Genomic DNA, 14,133 nt, shown 5'->3' with positions numbered 1-14,133 from the left:
GCAAGGAACAGATTGGCCGGCAGGGCCGTGCCGACACGCCGTGAACCCATCCCTGGGGGCTCGCGGTTGCCATCCATGGCAACCGACGGTCGGCCCAACCCTGCCGGCCAACCTGTTCCGCAAAGTTTTATGCTGCTGGTAGTGCAAAGAATACTGGGAAGGGATGGGGCGGGGCGGGGATCTATTGGCAGTGCTTCATGAAATTCGGCGTCCCTGAAAACAAATGAAAGGTGTCCAGCTTGGGCTGCCTTCGCTGAACTGGTATATTAGCCCGTTCATTTTTCCGTCATTGCGCCGGTCAACAGTAAGGCCACCCATAACTATGCCCGAATCATCGGATTTCATCGTCGATCTGCAGCAGGTAACCTTCACCCGGGGTGAGCGGACTATCTTCAATAATGTAGACGTCCGGATTCCCCGCGGCAAGATTACCGGCATCATGGGGCCGTCCGGCTGTGGCAAGACCACCCTGTTGCGGTTGATCGGCGCGCAGTTGCGTCCCGACAGCGGTGCGATCCTGGTCAACGGCCAGAACATTCCCCAGCTTGGCCGCGAAGAGCTGTTCGCCGCGCGTCAGCACATGGGCATGCTGTTCCAGAGCGGTGCGCTGTTCACCGACCTGGACGTGTTCGAGAACGTCGCCTTCCCGCTGCGGGTGCATACCAAGCTGCCGGAAGACATGATCCGTGACATCGTGCTGCTCAAGCTGCAGGCCGTGGGGCTGCGCGGTGCCTTCAAGCTGATGCCCGACGAGCTGTCCGGCGGCATGAAGCGTCGCGTGGCGCTGGCCCGGGCCATTGCCCTGGACCCCGAACTGATGATGTATGACGAACCCTTCGTTGGCCAGGACCCGATTTCCATGGGGGTACTGGTACGGTTGATCCGCCTGCTCAATGACGCGCTCGGACTGACCAGTATCGTGGTGTCCCATGACCTGGCGGAAACCGCCAGCATCGCCGATTACCTGTATGTGGTGGGTGATGGCCAGGTGCTTGGTCATGGCAAGCCGGATGACCTGATGAATTCCGATAACCCGCGCATTCGCCAGTTCATGCAGGGCGAGCCGGATGGCCCGGTGCCGTTCCACTTCCCGGCGACGGACTATGTGGATGACCTGTTGCAGAAGGAGCGCAAATAGTGAGCACGCTCGTGGATAGGGTGGCATCGCTGGGCCGGGGCGGCCTGGATGTAGTGGCTGCCATCGGCCGCTCCGGCATCTTCCTGTTTCAGGCGCTGGCGGGGCGTTCCCGCTACGGCAATGGCTTCAGCCTGCTGCTCAAGCAGCTGTACGCGGTGGGCGTGCTGTCGCTGGCGATCATCATCGTCTCCGGCGTCTTCATCGGTATGGTGCTGGCACTGCAGGGCTACAACATTCTCAAGGACTACGGTTCCGAGCAGGCGGTCGGGCAGATGGTTGCGCTGACCCTGCTGCGTGAGCTGGGGCCGGTGGTGACCGCACTGCTGTTCGCCGGGCGCGCCGGTTCCGCATTGACCGCCGAGATCGGCCTGATGAAGGCCACCGAGCAGCTGTCGAGCCTGGAGATGATCGGCGTCGACCCGCTCAAGTACGTGATCGCACCGCGCCTGTGGGCCGGCTTCATTTCCATGCCGCTGCTGTCGCTGATCTTCTGCGTGGTCGGTATCTGGGGTGGCGCCATGGTTGCGGTGGACTGGTTGGGCGTCTATTCCGGGTCCTACTGGTCCAATATGCAGAATTCGGTGCTGTTCAGTGCCGATGTGCTCAATGGCCTGATCAAGGCCGTGGTCTTCGCCATTGTGGTCACCTGGATTGCGGTCTTCCAGGGTTACGATTGCGAGCCGACGTCCGAAGGCATCAGCCGGGCCACCACCCGCACTGTTGTCTATGCCTCCCTGGCCATCCTGGGCCTGGATTTCATTCTCACCGCTTTGATGTTTTGATCTGCCAAGGAAACTGCCATGCGCACCCGTAAACTGGAACTGACTGTAGGCCTGTTCATCCTGGCTGGATTGCTGGCCCTGCTGATACTTGCCCTGCGAGTCAGTGGCCTGACCCTGAGCACCAATGGTGACACCTATACCGTGTATGCCCACTTCGACAACGTGTCCGGGCTGACGGCCCGGTCCAAGGTGACCATGGCGGGTGTGACCATCGGCCAGGTCAAGCGCATCACCTTTGACAAGAACCGTTATACCGGACTGGTCGAGATGACCATCAATTCCGATGTGGACACATTGCCGGCCGACAGCACCGCCTCAATCGTGACGGCCGGCCTGCTGGGCGAAAAGTACATCGGCATTTCCGTGGGCGGCGACGACCTGGTGCTGGCTGATGGTGATGAGATCCTCGATACCCAGTCCGCGCTGGTACTTGAGGAACTGATCGGCCGCTTCTTGCTCAATACCGTCAGCAAAGACGATTAACAGGAGAATATCATGCGCAACCTCATGACTTGGGCACTGGCCCTGCTGCTGAGTACGCCCCTGCTGGCCCAGGCTGCGGCCGCCACCCCCCACCAGGTGGTGGAAGATACTTCCGTGCGGGTCATGGAAGTGCTCAATGCCAACCGTGAACTGTACGAGCAGGACTCCAATGCCTTCCTCGAAGGCTTGAATGAAGTGCTCGATCCGGTGGTGGATTTCCGCGGTATCGCCCGTAGCGTGATGACCGTGCGTTACAGCCGCAGTGCCTCGGAGGAGCAGATGGATCGCTTCATCGACACCTTCAAGCGCAGCATGGTCGAGTTCTACGGCAATGCACTGCTCGAATTCGACAGCGGCAACATCACCGTGCTGCCGCCGGCCAGGGGCGCGCAGCAGTCCGATGAGCGCGCCAGTGTGAACATGGAAGTGCGGGCCAACAACGGCAACATCTATCCGGTCACCTACACCATGGTCAAGCTCGACGGCCAATGGAAGGTGCGCAACGTGATCGTCGAGGGCATCAATATCGGTCTGCTGTTCCGTGACCAGTTCGCCCAGGCCATGCAGGCCAACCGCAACGACCTGGATGCGGTGATCGCCAACTGGGGCAGTGTGGTTGCCGAGTCCCGCGAGATCGTCGAGCAAGAGGCCGGCGAGTGAGCACACGTCTGCTGCATGATGCCGAACGGCTGCGGCTCGAAGGTGAGCTGGACTTCGTCAGCGCCATAGCGCTGCGCGAGGAGCTCACCCGTGCCATCGCCGCCAGCGCCGGTCAGTCCATGACGCTGGATCTGTCGGGCGTCACCCACTCCAACAGCGTCGGCTTGTCACTGCTGCTGTCGGCCGCCCGTACTGCCCGCGAGCACCAGGTGCAACTGCAGGTCAGCGCTCTGCCGGCCGGCCTGCTGAGCATGGCGGCCGTGTGCGGGCTGGATGAATGGCTGGAAACCCTTTCTGCTGCGACTGTCAGCACCATGGAGATACCCAATGCAGGCCAGTGAAGTAAAGACCCTGATTGAACAACAATTGCCTGGCACCCAGGTGGAAGTGGAAGGCGAGGGCTGCAATTTTCAATTGTTGCTGATCAGCGACGAGCTGGCGGCCCTGTCGCCGGTCAAGCGCCAGCAGCAGATCTATGCGCTGCTCAACGAGCCGATCGCCGATGGTCGCATTCATGCGGTCACCATGAAATTCTTCACCCGCCAAGCCTGGGATGATCGTCGCTGAAACGATCCCGCACAAGAGAATCCGTATGGACAAACTGATGATCACCGGCGGTAACCGCCTGGATGGTGAAATCCGCATTTCCGGCGCGAAGAACTCGGCACTGCCAATCCTCGCCGCCACCCTGCTGGCCGACGAGGCGGTTACCATCTGTAACCTGCCGCACCTGCACGACATCACCACCATGATCGAACTGTTCGGTCGCATGGGCGTGCAGCCGGTGGTAGGCGACAAGCTCAACGTCGAGGTCAACCCGACCAGCATCACCACCCTGGTCGCGCCCTACGAGCTGGTCAAGACCATGCGCGCCTCTATCCTGGTGCTGGGGCCGATGGTCGCGCACTTCGGTTATGCCGAAGTGGCCTTGCCCGGTGGCTGTGCCATCGGTTCGCGGCCGGTCGACCTGCATATCCGCGGCCTGGAAGCCATGGGCGCGGAGATCACCGTGGAAGGTGGCTACATCAAGGCCAAGGCGCCGGAAGGCGGGCTGCGCGGTGCGCACTATGCGTTCGATACCGTCAGTGTCACCGGCACCGAGAACATCCTGATGGCCGCCACCCTGGCGCGCGGTCAGACAGTGATCCACAACGCCGCGCGCGAGCCGGAAGTGGTGGACCTGGCTGAATGCCTGATCGCCATGGGCGCCCAGATCCGCGGCCATGGTACCGATACCATTACCGTGGATGGCGTTGAGCGTCTGCACGGCGCTACCTATTCGGTGATGCCTGACCGCATCGAGACGGGTACCTTCCTGGTGGCCGGTGCCGCGACCCGCGGGCGGGTCAAGCTCAAGGATACCGACCCGAGCATACTCGAGGCGGTGTTGCTGAAGCTGGAAGAAGCCGGCGCGCAGATCGATACCGGCAAGAACTGGGTCAGCCTGGACATGAAGGGCAACCGCGCGCGCGCGGTCAACCTGCGCACCGCACCCTATCCGGCGTTCCCCACCGATATGCAGGCACAGTTCATGGCGATGAACGCCGTGGCCGAGGGTACTGGCACGGTGATCGAAACGGTATTCGAGAACCGCTTCATGCACGTGCAGGAAATGAGCCGCATGGGTGCGCAGATCCAGGTCGAGGGCAACACCGCCATCGTCACCGGGGTCGAGCGACTCAAGGGCGCACCGGTCATGGCCACCGACCTGCGCGCTTCGGCCAGTCTGGTGATTGCCGGCCTGTGGGCTGACGGTGATACTCTGGTGGACCGGATCTACCACATCGACCGTGGTTATGAATGCATCGAGGAAAAACTGCAGATGCTGGGTGCCAGCATCCGGCGCGTTTCCGCCTGAGAGAAATCTACATGAGCAATAGCCTGACCATCGCCCTGTCCAAGGGCCGCATCCTCGACGATACCCTGCCGCTGCTGAAGCTGGCGGGGATCGAGCCGGTGGAGGACCTGGACAAGAGCCGCAAGCTGATCTTCAGTACTACCGATCCGAATGTGCGCCTGCTGATCGTGCGTGCCACCGATGTGCCGACCTATGTCGAGCAGGGTGCTGCCGATCTGGGCGTGGCCGGCAAGGACGTGCTCATGGAGTACGGCAGCCAGGGGCTGTACGAGCCGCTGGACCTGAAGATCGCCAACTGCCGGCTGATGACCGCCGGCCCGGTGAACACCCCCGAACCCAAGGGCCGGCTGCGGGTAGCGACCAAGTTCGTGAATGTCGCGCGCCGCTACTACGCTGCCCAGGGACGCCAGGTTGAAGTGATCAAGCTGTACGGCTCCATGGAGCTGGCGCCGCTGGTTGGCCTGGCGGACAAGATCATCGATGTCGTCGATACCGGCAATACGCTCAAGGCCAATGGCCTGGAGCCGCAGGAGCTGATCGCTGACATCAGTTCGCGGCTGATCGTCAACAAGGCCTCGATGAAGATGAAGCATGCTCGGATACAAACCCTGATCCAATTGCTGAGCGACGCCGTCGAGCGCCGCGCCAGCTGATATGTACTATCCCTACCGTTGAGGAATACGCCATGAACACGCCGTTGAAAATCGCCCGTCTGGATGTCAATCAGGCTGATTTCAACCATCATCTGGATGGCCTGCTGGCGTGGGAAGGGGTATCCGACAAGGCGGTCAACGAGCGGGTCGAGGAAATCATCGCCGCCGTGCGCGAGCGCGGCGATGCGGCGCTGGTCGAATACACCGGCCGTTTCGACGGGCTGGAGGTGGCCGGCATGGCCGACCTGACCCTGGATCGTGCCCGCCTGGAACTGGCGCTGCAGCGCATCACACCCGAGCAGCGCCAGGCGCTGGAAGTAGCTGCCGAGCGGGTGCGGGTCTATCACGAACACCAGCGCCAGGCGTCCTGGCGCTATACCGAGGCCGATGGCACCGTGCTGGGTCAGCAGGTGACACCGCTGGACCGCGTTGGCCTGTATGTGCCGGGCGGCAAGGCCTCCTATCCGTCCTCGGTATTGATGAATGCCATCCCGGCCAAGGTTGCCGGTGTGCCCGAAGTGGTCATGGTGGTACCGACCCCGCGCGGCGAGATCAACGAGCTGGTACTGGCCGCCGCCTGCCTGGCCGGTGTGGACCGGGTATTCACCGTGGGTGGCGCGCAGGCGGTAGCGGCGCTGGCCTATGGCACCGAGACGGTACCTCCGGTGGACAAGATCGTCGGTCCCGGCAACATCTACGTGGCTACCGCCAAGCGCGCGGTGTTCGGTCAGGTCGGTATCGACATGATCGCCGGTCCCTCGGAGATCCTGGTGATCTGCGACGGCCAGACCGACCCGGACTGGATCGCCATGGACCTGTTCTCCCAGGCCGAACACGACGAGGATGCGCAATCGATCCTGCTGTCACCGGATGCGCAATTCCTGGATGCGGTCGAGGCCAGCCTGAACAAGCTGCTGGGCAGCCTGGAGCGCAGCGACATGGTGCGTATCTCCCTGGAAAGCCGCGGCGCGCTGATCAAGGTCGACAGTCTGGAGCAGGCCTGCGAAGTATCCAACCGCATTGCCCCTGAGCACCTGGAGCTGTCGGTAGCCGATCCGGATGCCATGCTGCCGTTGATCCGCCATGCCGGCGCCATCTTCATGGGCCGCTTCACCCCCGAGGCGCTGGGCGACTACTGCGCCGGCCCGAACCACGTGCTGCCCACCTCGGGCACCGCGCGCTTCTCCTCGCCATTGGGGGTATATGACTTCCAGAAGCGCTCCTCGGTGATCTTCTGCTCGCCAGAGGGTGCCTCCGAACTGGCGAAAACCGCCTCGGTACTGGCCCGGGGTGAAAGCCTTACGGCGCACGCGCGCAGCGCGGAGTACCGCATCAAGCAATAATATTGTCGTCATTGCGAGCCTCGCAGAGGCGTGGCAATCCAGTGATGGCCGGAGATACCGAGTCCGTGGATTGCCGCGTCGTTTCACTCCTCGCAATGACGAGGGAGTGGGCGAAGGTGGCTATGGGTTGTGAGGTTGTCACATGAGCCAGGCTGAAATACCACCGTCATTGAGAGCCATCGTGAGCCAGGCTGAAATACCATTGTCATTGCGAGCCACCATGAGCCAGGCTGAAATACCACCGTCATTGAGAGCCATCGTGAGCCAGGCTGAAATACCACCGTCATTGAGGGCCATCGTGAGCCAGGCTGAAATACCACCGTCATTGCGAGCCATCGTGAGCCAGGCTGAAATACCATTGTCATTGCGAGCCACCATGAGCCAGGCTGAAATACCATTGTCATTGCGAGCCACCATGAGCCAGGCCGAAATATCACCGTCATTGCGAGCCACGTAGTGGCGCGGCAATCCATGGCGTTTGCCGGTAGTATCAATGTTGACCCAGGCTCCCGACCGGTGAGCCGTTACTGTTCTGGAGTCTTGCCGTGAGTCGTTTCTGGAGTCCCTTTGTAAAGGATCTGGTGCCCTATGTGCCGGGCGAGCAGCCCAAGCTCGACAACCTGATCAAGCTGAACACCAACGAGAATCCCTACGGTCCGTCGCCGAAGGTGCTCGACGCCATCCGCGCGCAGCTGGATGACGGCCTGCGGCTGTATCCGGCGCCCAATGCCGATGCACTGAAGGACACCATTGCCGGCTATTACGGCGTGACCAGCGCCCAGGTATTCGTTGGCAACGGCTCCGACGAGGTACTGGCGCATATCTTCCATGCGCTGTTCCAGCACGGCAAACCGGTGCTGATGCCGGACATCAGCTACAGCTTCTACCCGGTGTATTGCGGGCTATACGGCATCGAGGCACAGTTGTTGCCGCTGGCCGAGGATTTCAGTATCCGGCCGGAAGACTATCGGCAGGCCAATGGTGGCATCATCTTCCCCAATCCCAACGCGCCGACCGGCATGTTGCTGCCGCTGGCCGGTATCGAACAGATCCTGCAGGCCAACCCGGATTCGGTGGTGGTGGTGGACGAAGCCTATGTGGATTTCGGCGGCGAGACGGCCATTGCTCTGGTGGACCGCTATCCCAACCTGCTGGTGACCCAGACCCTGTCCAAATCACGCTCGCTGGCCGGGTTGAGGGTGGGCCTGGCGGTCGGTCATGCGGATCTGATCGAAGCGCTGGAGCGGATCAAGAACAGTTTCAACTCCTATCCGCTGGATCGTCTGGCGATTGTCGGCGCGGTAGCGGCATTCGAGGATCAGGCCTACTTCGAGACGTGCTGCCAGGCGGTCATCGACAGTCGCGAGCAATTGAGTACCGCGCTGGCGCAACTGGGCTTCGAGGTGCTGCCCTCGGCCGCCAACTTCGTGCTGGCCCGCCATCCCCAGCGGGATGCGGCACAGTTGGCGGCGGGGTTGCGTGAGCGCAGGGTGATCGTGCGGCATTTCCGTCTGCCGCGTATCGAGCAGTTCCTGCGTATTACCGTGGGTACGCCGGAGCAGAATCAGGCGCTGCTCGATGCCCTCGGCGACCTGCTGAACGGCTGACTTGTCAGGAGCCGAAGGTTGGCCGTACGCCAACCTCGGCGGTAAAGTTCAACGATTCGCCGTTGCGCAGCACTTCCAGCTCGACTTTCTGACCGGGCGTCGCCCGCGCCACCAGGTTCATCGCGTGACGCCCATTGCTGGCCGTTTGACCGTCGATCTTCAGGATCACATCGCCGGGACGCAGGCCGGCGACCCATGCCGGCCCGTTGCGGTAGAGTCCCGAAACCACGATGCCGTGGGCCTGGATCAGGCCGAAGGACTCGGCCAGGTCGTTGGTCAGCGGCTGGACCTCGACACCCAGCCAGCCGCGAATGACCCGGCCGCGCTGGATGATCTCCTCCATGACATTGATCGCCAGCGGTGCCGGAATGGCGAAACCGATGCCCTGGGAGCCGCCGGACTGGGAGAAGATGGCGGTATTGATACCGATCAGCCGGCCATAGGCATCGATCAGGGCGCCACCGGAGTTGCCCTGGTTGATCGCCGCATCGGTCTGGATGAAGTCTTCATAGGTATTGAGCCCCAGCTGGTTGCGGCCGGTGGCACTGATGATGCCCATGGTGATGGTCTGGCCGAGACCGAACGGGTTGCCGATGGCCATGACCACATCGCCGGTGCGTTGCTGCTCAGCCGGGCTGATGACCACTGCCGGCAGGTCGGGCAGGTCGATCTTGAGTACCGCCAGGTCGGTTTCCGGGTCCGTACCGATCAGCTCGGCGATGGCCTCGCGGCCATCCTGCAGCGCCACCAGGATACCGTCGGCGCCAGCGACTACATGGTTGTTGGTCAGCAGGTAGCCGTCCGGGCGCAGGATCACCGCCGAGCCGAGGCTGGACTGGCGGCGGGAGGGCGCCGGTATGCTATCGGCATAATCGCGCACGGATGGGTTGTTGAATGGCTGGTTGCCATTCGAGGTATTCACCTGCTTGGTGGTGAAGATATTGGCTACCGCGGGCGCGGCCTTGCTCACCGCGTCGCTATAGGAGACCACGCCGGTCGAGGCGGGGAGCGCCATTGCCGGAGCCATTTGATAGTTGGATCTGGCCGGCAGTCCGAGCCATTCCGGAAACTGCTGCAGGATCACCAGGGCCAGTAACAGGCCGCAGACCGCAGGCCAGCCCAAATTACGCAGAAAACCTTTCACTGGGTTACCTTTACCGAAAATGGCCAGAGGGAAGAGCCTGGGAGTTTGTCATTATAAAGAGATTAATATGATTGTGCAGGTACCTCCGGCACGCGCCTGGTATCTTCATCTTGTATACACGAAAACCGCTTTCATATCAGAGGGTAAGCTAACATGACCGAATGTTCCGAGCTGGTGGCCTATTGCAATAACCTGCTCGATTGCAACGCCTTTCAGGATTATTGCCCCAACGGCCTGCAGGTGGAAGGGCGCGCCGGGGTACAACGCATCGTTACCGGGGTGACCGCCAGTCAGGCCTTGATCGACGCGGCGGCAGAGCAGGGCGCCGACCTGTTGCTGGTGCACCATGGCTATTTCTGGAAAGGTGAAGCGGCACCGATAACCGGGCTCAAGCAGCGGCGGATTCGTGCCCTGCTCGAGCACGGCATCAACCTGGTCGCCTATCATCTGCCACTGGATGTGCATGCCAAGCTGGGCAATAACGTGCAACTGGCGCAGTTGCTCGGCTGGAATATCACCGGCGGTCTGGAACCGAACAACCCGCGTTCGGTAGGGCTGCAGGGTGAGCTGGCCGAAGCGCTCAGCGGCGAGGAACTGGCCCAGCAACTGAACCTGGCGCTGGGGCGCGAGCCGCTGTTCATCAGTGGCCATAGCCGACCGGTCAAGCGCATTGCCTGGTGTACCGGCGCGGCGCAGGGCTATATCGACAAGGCGGTGGCGCTGGGCGTGGATGCCTTCATCACCGGCGAGGTGTCGGAGCAGACCATCCATATCGCCCGCGAATGCGGCATCAACTTCTATGCCGCCGGCCACCATGCCACCGAGCGCTACGGGGTGCAGGCATTGGGAGAGCATCTGGTCGAGCACTTCGGGGTCGAACACCGCTTCATCGATATCGACAATCCGGTGTGACTGACTCGCGGTGAATATGCTTATAACTTAAAGGTATTGAGGGGCTGCTTATTAGAAGGTCGTCGCTTTGTTACAATGCGAGATTCTTTTGAAGCCCTTCGTTCACCGCGAGTACCCCATGCTGGAAAAACTGACCCATCTCAAACAGCTGGAAGCTGAAAGCATCCACATCATTCGTGAGGTCGCCGCCGAGTTTCAGAACCCGGTGATGCTCTATTCCATCGGCAAGGACTCCGCCGTGATGCTGCACCTGGCGCGCAAGGCCTTCTATCCCGGCCGCCTGCCGTTCCCCGTGCTGCATGTGGACACCGGCTGGAAGTTCCGCGAGATGTACAGCTTTCGTGAGCGCATGGTCGAGGAGATGGACCTGGACCTGCTGGTGCACATGAACCCGGAAGGCGTGGCCCAGGGCATTGGTCCCTTCACCCATGGCAGCGCCGTGCATACCGACGTGATGAAGACCCAGGGCCTGAAGCAGGCACTGGACAAGTACGGCTTCGATGCCGCCTTCGGTGGCGCGCGCCGCGACGAGGAAAAGTCCCGCGCCAAGGAGCGCGTGTACTCCTTCCGCGACAAGCATCACCGCTGGGACCCAAAGAACCAGCGCCCCGAGCTGTGGAACATCTACAACGGCAAGGTGCACAAGGGTGAAAGCATCCGCGTATTCCCGCTGTCCAACTGGACCGAGCTGGATATCTGGCAATACATCTATCTGGAAGGCATCCCGATCGTACCGCTGTACTTCGCCGCCGAGCGTCCAGTGGTCAACCGCGACGGTTCGCTGATCATGGTCGATGACGAGCGCATGCCGCTGCAACCGGGCGAAACACCGGAAATGAAAATGGTGCGCTTCCGTACCCTGGGCTGCTACCCGCTGACCGGTGCGGTGGAGTCCACCGCCGCGACGCTGCCGGAAATCATCCAGGAAATGCTGCTTACCCGTACTTCCGAGCGCCAGGGCCGCGTGATCGACCACGATCAGGCAGGGTCGATGGAAGAGAAAAAACGTCAAGGCTACTTCTAAGCGCTCAGTCCGGAGAATTACATGAGTCACCAATCTGATTTGATCAGCCAGGATATCCTGGCCTATCTGGGGCAGCACGAGCGCAAGGAACTGCTGCGTTTCCTCACCTGCGGTAACGTCGACGACGGCAAGAGCACGCTGATCGGCCGCCTGCTGCATGATTCCAAGATGATCTACGAAGATCACATGGAAGCCATCACCCGCGACTCCAAGAAGTCCGGCACCACCGGTGAGGAAGTGGATCTGGCGCTGCTGGTCGATGGCCTGCAGGCCGAGCGCGAGCAGGGCATCACCATCGATGTCGCCTACCGCTATTTCTCCACCGCCAAGCGCAAGTTCATCATCGCCGATACCCCCGGCCATGAGCAGTACACCCGCAACATGGCCACCGGCGCCTCCACCTGCGACCTGGCGATCATCCTGATCGACGCCCGTTACGGTGTGCAGACCCAGACCCGCCGGCACAGCTTCATCGCCTCCCTGCTGGGTATCAAGCATATCGTTGTCGCGGTCAACAAGATGGATCTGCTGGACTTCGACGAACAGGTGTTCAACAAGATCTGCGCCGATTACAGCGAGTTCGCCGAGGGGCTGGACACGCTGGCCAACAGCTCGGTGCATTTCGTGCCCATGTCCGCATTGAAAGGCGATAACGTGGTCAACCGCAGCGAGCGCAGCCCCTGGTACACCGGCCCGTCGCTGATGGAGATCCTGGAAACCGTGGAAGTGGCTGCGGACCGCAATCTGACCGACCTGCGCTTCCCCGTGCAGCTGGTAACCCGGCCGAACCTCAACTTCCGCGGTTTTGCCGGCACCATTGCCTCCGGTGTGGTGAGCAAGGGCGATGAGCTGGTGGCGTTGCCCTCGGGCAAGACCAGCCGGGTCAAGTCCATCGTCACCTTCGATGGCGAGCTGGATGCCGCCGGACCGGGTCAGGCCGTGACCCTGACGCTGGAGGATGAAATCGATATCTCCCGCGGCGACATGCTCGCCCATGTGGATAACCGCCCGGTGATCGGCGATCTGTTCGAGGCCAGCCTGGTGTGGATGTCCGAGCAGCCGATGCAGCCGGGCCGCAAGTACGATATCAAGCGGGCCACCAGCTACAGTCCCGGGTCCTTCACCCGTATTCACTTCCGTCAGGATGTGAACACCCTGGCCCATGAAGAGGCCAGCGAGCTGGCATTGAATGAAATCGCCCGGGTCGAGCTGGCACTGGAACGGCCCATTGCCTTTGACGACTACCGCGCCAACCGTACCACCGGTGCCTTTATCGTCGTCGATCGCATGACCAATGGCACCGTTGGTGCCGGCATGATCGTGGCCAAGGCGCAGTCGGCACAGCAGAGCAGCGGTAGCCTTGGCGGGTTCGCCCACGTCACCCCGAGCGAGCGCGCAGTGCGTTACGGCCAGGAGCCGGTCACCCTGCTGTTCACCGGCCTGTCCGGCGCTGGCAAGAGCACCCTGGCCTACGCCGTGGAGCGTCGCCTGTTCGACCGTGGCCGGGCCTGCTTCGTGCTGGATGGCAAAGCCATGCGCCAGGATCTGAGCAAGGGACTGGGCCGGGATGCGGCTGGCCGTGCGGAAAACCTGCACAAGGGCGCCCGCGTTGCCCGCCAACTGAACCAGGCTGGCCTGATCGCGCTGGGTGCCTTCGTCGCGCCCACCGCGGAAAGTCGCGCAACCGCCAAGCATATCCTCGGTGATCGCTGCCTGATGGTGCATCTGAGTACACCGCTGGAAGTGTGCCAGGCGCGCGACCCGTCCGGGCTGTATGCCGCCGGGGAAGAGGGCACCATTCCGGGCATCTCCTATCCCTACGAAATACCAGAGGATGCCGACCTGGTCATCGATACCGCCGAGCTGGATCTGGCGGCCAGCGTCGACAAGGTCATCGAACTGCTGCGCGAGCGTTCGCTGATCTGAGGCAGTATCCCTCCGGCGGGCAGCAATGCCCGCCACCTTTTCCGCGCGATTGTGTATCCTTTGCCGTCCACGGGGTGTGATAGACGGGCGGCAAAAGATTCCAGATGAAACCAGCTGATATCGATTTCATGCGTGAGGCCATCGCCGAAGCGCGTAAGGGGGCCGAACTGGGTGAAGTGCCGGTGGGCGCCATTCTGGTGCGTGACGGCAGGATCATCGGCCGCGGCTTCAACCAGCCCATCAGCAGCCATGACCCCAGCGCCCATGCGGAAATGGTCGCCCTGCGCCAGGCCGCCGCCAGCGACGCCAACTACCGCCTGCCCGGCACCACCCTCTACGTCACCCTGGAACCCTGCACCATGTGCTCCGGCCTGCTGGTGCACAGCCGCATCAGCCGCCTGATATTCGGCGCCAGCGAACCCCGCTCCGGCGCTGTGATCAGCCGTGCGCAGGTATTGGACCAGCCGTGGCTGAATCACCGGGTGCAGGTGGAGGGTGGGGTATTGGCGGAGGAGTGCGGGGCGTTGTTGACGGAGTTTTTTCGGGCTCGGCGGTAGGGTGTGTCTCCCCCTCTCCCCCGGCCCCTCTCCCGCAAGGGGCGAG

At 62.0% G+C, this 14,133-nt stretch carries 16 protein-coding genes; 14 read left to right on the top strand and 2 right to left on the bottom strand.

Annotation, left to right across the window (positions count from 1 at the left end):
• Positions 1 to 322: 322 nt before the first annotated feature.
• Genes CQ007_RS13200 through hisD form a run of 9 tightly spaced genes read left to right on the top strand, consistent with a single transcriptional unit; the run spans position 323 to position 6,917 of the window.
• A complete protein-coding gene (locus tag CQ007_RS13200) occupies positions 323 to 1,138 on the top strand; it encodes an ABC transporter ATP-binding protein (protein WP_105646305.1) in 816 nt (271 codons plus the stop codon).
• Entirely contained in the window at positions 1,138 to 1,920 is a 783-nt protein-coding gene (mlaE, locus tag CQ007_RS13195; protein ID WP_371919829.1) for a lipid asymmetry maintenance ABC transporter permease subunit MlaE, read from the top strand. The genes CQ007_RS13200 and mlaE overlap by 1 nt, the downstream gene beginning before the upstream one ends.
• A gap of 18 nt (positions 1,921 to 1,938) precedes the next feature.
• A complete protein-coding gene (gene mlaD, locus CQ007_RS13190; RefSeq protein WP_105646303.1) occupies positions 1,939 to 2,403 on the top strand; it encodes an outer membrane lipid asymmetry maintenance protein MlaD in 465 nt (154 codons plus the stop codon).
• 9 nt (positions 2,404 to 2,412) lie between these two features.
• Positions 2,413 to 3,063 carry a phospholipid-binding protein MlaC gene (locus CQ007_RS13185; RefSeq protein ID WP_371919833.1) on the top strand — a complete coding sequence of 217 codons (651 nt, stop codon included), beginning with the start codon at positions 2,413 to 2,415 and terminating at the stop codon, positions 3,061 to 3,063.
• Positions 3,060 to 3,404 carry a lipid asymmetry maintenance protein MlaB gene (locus tag CQ007_RS13180; RefSeq protein WP_158256771.1) on the top strand — a complete coding sequence of 115 codons (345 nt, stop codon included), beginning with the start codon at positions 3,060 to 3,062 and terminating at the stop codon, positions 3,402 to 3,404. Before CQ007_RS13185 ends, CQ007_RS13180 begins: the two co-directional genes overlap by 4 nt.
• Positions 3,391 to 3,630, top strand: coding sequence for a BolA family protein (locus CQ007_RS13175; protein ID WP_105646300.1), 240 nt, complete (start codon positions 3,391 to 3,393; stop codon positions 3,628 to 3,630). Before CQ007_RS13180 ends, CQ007_RS13175 begins: the two co-directional genes overlap by 14 nt.
• Positions 3,631 to 3,655: 25 nt before the next feature.
• Positions 3,656 to 4,921 (top strand): UDP-N-acetylglucosamine 1-carboxyvinyltransferase, encoded by a 1,266-nt coding sequence (gene murA / locus CQ007_RS13170; RefSeq protein WP_105646299.1) that lies wholly within the window; start codon positions 3,656 to 3,658, stop codon positions 4,919 to 4,921.
• 11 nt (positions 4,922 to 4,932) lie between these two features.
• On the top strand, positions 4,933 to 5,574 hold the full coding sequence (hisG, locus tag CQ007_RS13165) for an ATP phosphoribosyltransferase (protein WP_105646298.1): 642 nt from the start codon (positions 4,933 to 4,935) through the stop codon (positions 5,572 to 5,574).
• A 32-nt stretch (positions 5,575 to 5,606) separates the two neighbouring features.
• On the top strand, positions 5,607 to 6,917 hold the full coding sequence (gene hisD, locus CQ007_RS13160; RefSeq protein WP_105646297.1) for a histidinol dehydrogenase: 1,311 nt from the start codon (positions 5,607 to 5,609) through the stop codon (positions 6,915 to 6,917).
• A 138-nt stretch (positions 6,918 to 7,055) separates the two neighbouring features.
• Here the strand turns inward: hisD and CQ007_RS13155 are convergent, their stop codons facing one another.
• Entirely contained in the window at positions 7,056 to 7,370 is a 315-nt protein-coding gene (locus CQ007_RS13155; protein ID WP_146114586.1) for a hypothetical protein, read from the bottom strand.
• Between the two features lie 92 nt (positions 7,371 to 7,462).
• Here CQ007_RS13155 and hisC point away from each other — a divergent pair, with 92 nt between their 5' ends.
• The gene (gene hisC / locus CQ007_RS13150) at positions 7,463 to 8,524 is read left to right on the top strand and encodes a histidinol-phosphate transaminase (RefSeq protein WP_105646295.1); all 1,062 of its coding nucleotides are present in this window, start codon (positions 7,463 to 7,465) and stop codon (positions 8,522 to 8,524) included.
• A gap of 4 nt (positions 8,525 to 8,528) precedes the next feature.
• Here the strand turns inward: hisC and CQ007_RS13145 are convergent, their stop codons facing one another.
• Positions 8,529 to 9,668, bottom strand: coding sequence for a S1C family serine protease (locus CQ007_RS13145; RefSeq protein ID WP_105646294.1), 1,140 nt, complete (start codon positions 9,666 to 9,668; stop codon positions 8,529 to 8,531).
• Between the two features lie 153 nt (positions 9,669 to 9,821).
• Here CQ007_RS13145 and CQ007_RS13140 point away from each other — a divergent pair, with 153 nt between their 5' ends.
• From CQ007_RS13140 to tadA, 4 genes are all read left to right on the top strand, one after another.
• On the top strand, positions 9,822 to 10,580 hold the full coding sequence (locus CQ007_RS13140) for a Nif3-like dinuclear metal center hexameric protein (protein WP_105646293.1): 759 nt from the start codon (positions 9,822 to 9,824) through the stop codon (positions 10,578 to 10,580).
• Positions 10,581 to 10,698: 118 nt separating this feature from the next.
• Positions 10,699 to 11,604 (top strand): sulfate adenylyltransferase subunit CysD, encoded by a 906-nt coding sequence (gene cysD, locus CQ007_RS13135; protein ID WP_105646453.1) that lies wholly within the window; start codon positions 10,699 to 10,701, stop codon positions 11,602 to 11,604.
• Positions 11,605 to 11,625: 21 nt separating this feature from the next.
• The gene (gene cysN / locus CQ007_RS13130) at positions 11,626 to 13,530 is read left to right on the top strand and encodes a sulfate adenylyltransferase subunit CysN (protein ID WP_105646292.1); all 1,905 of its coding nucleotides are present in this window, start codon (positions 11,626 to 11,628) and stop codon (positions 13,528 to 13,530) included.
• A 104-nt stretch (positions 13,531 to 13,634) separates the two neighbouring features.
• On the top strand, positions 13,635 to 14,087 hold the full coding sequence (gene tadA, locus CQ007_RS13125) for a tRNA adenosine(34) deaminase TadA (RefSeq protein ID WP_105646291.1): 453 nt from the start codon (positions 13,635 to 13,637) through the stop codon (positions 14,085 to 14,087).
• Positions 14,088 to 14,133: the final 46 nt, after the last annotated feature.

Source organism: Pseudomonas sp. MYb185 (assembly GCF_002979975.1).
Taxonomy (GTDB): Bacteria; Pseudomonadota; Gammaproteobacteria; order Pseudomonadales; family Pseudomonadaceae; genus Halopseudomonas.
This window is presented reverse-complemented; position numbering and strand designations above follow the sequence as displayed.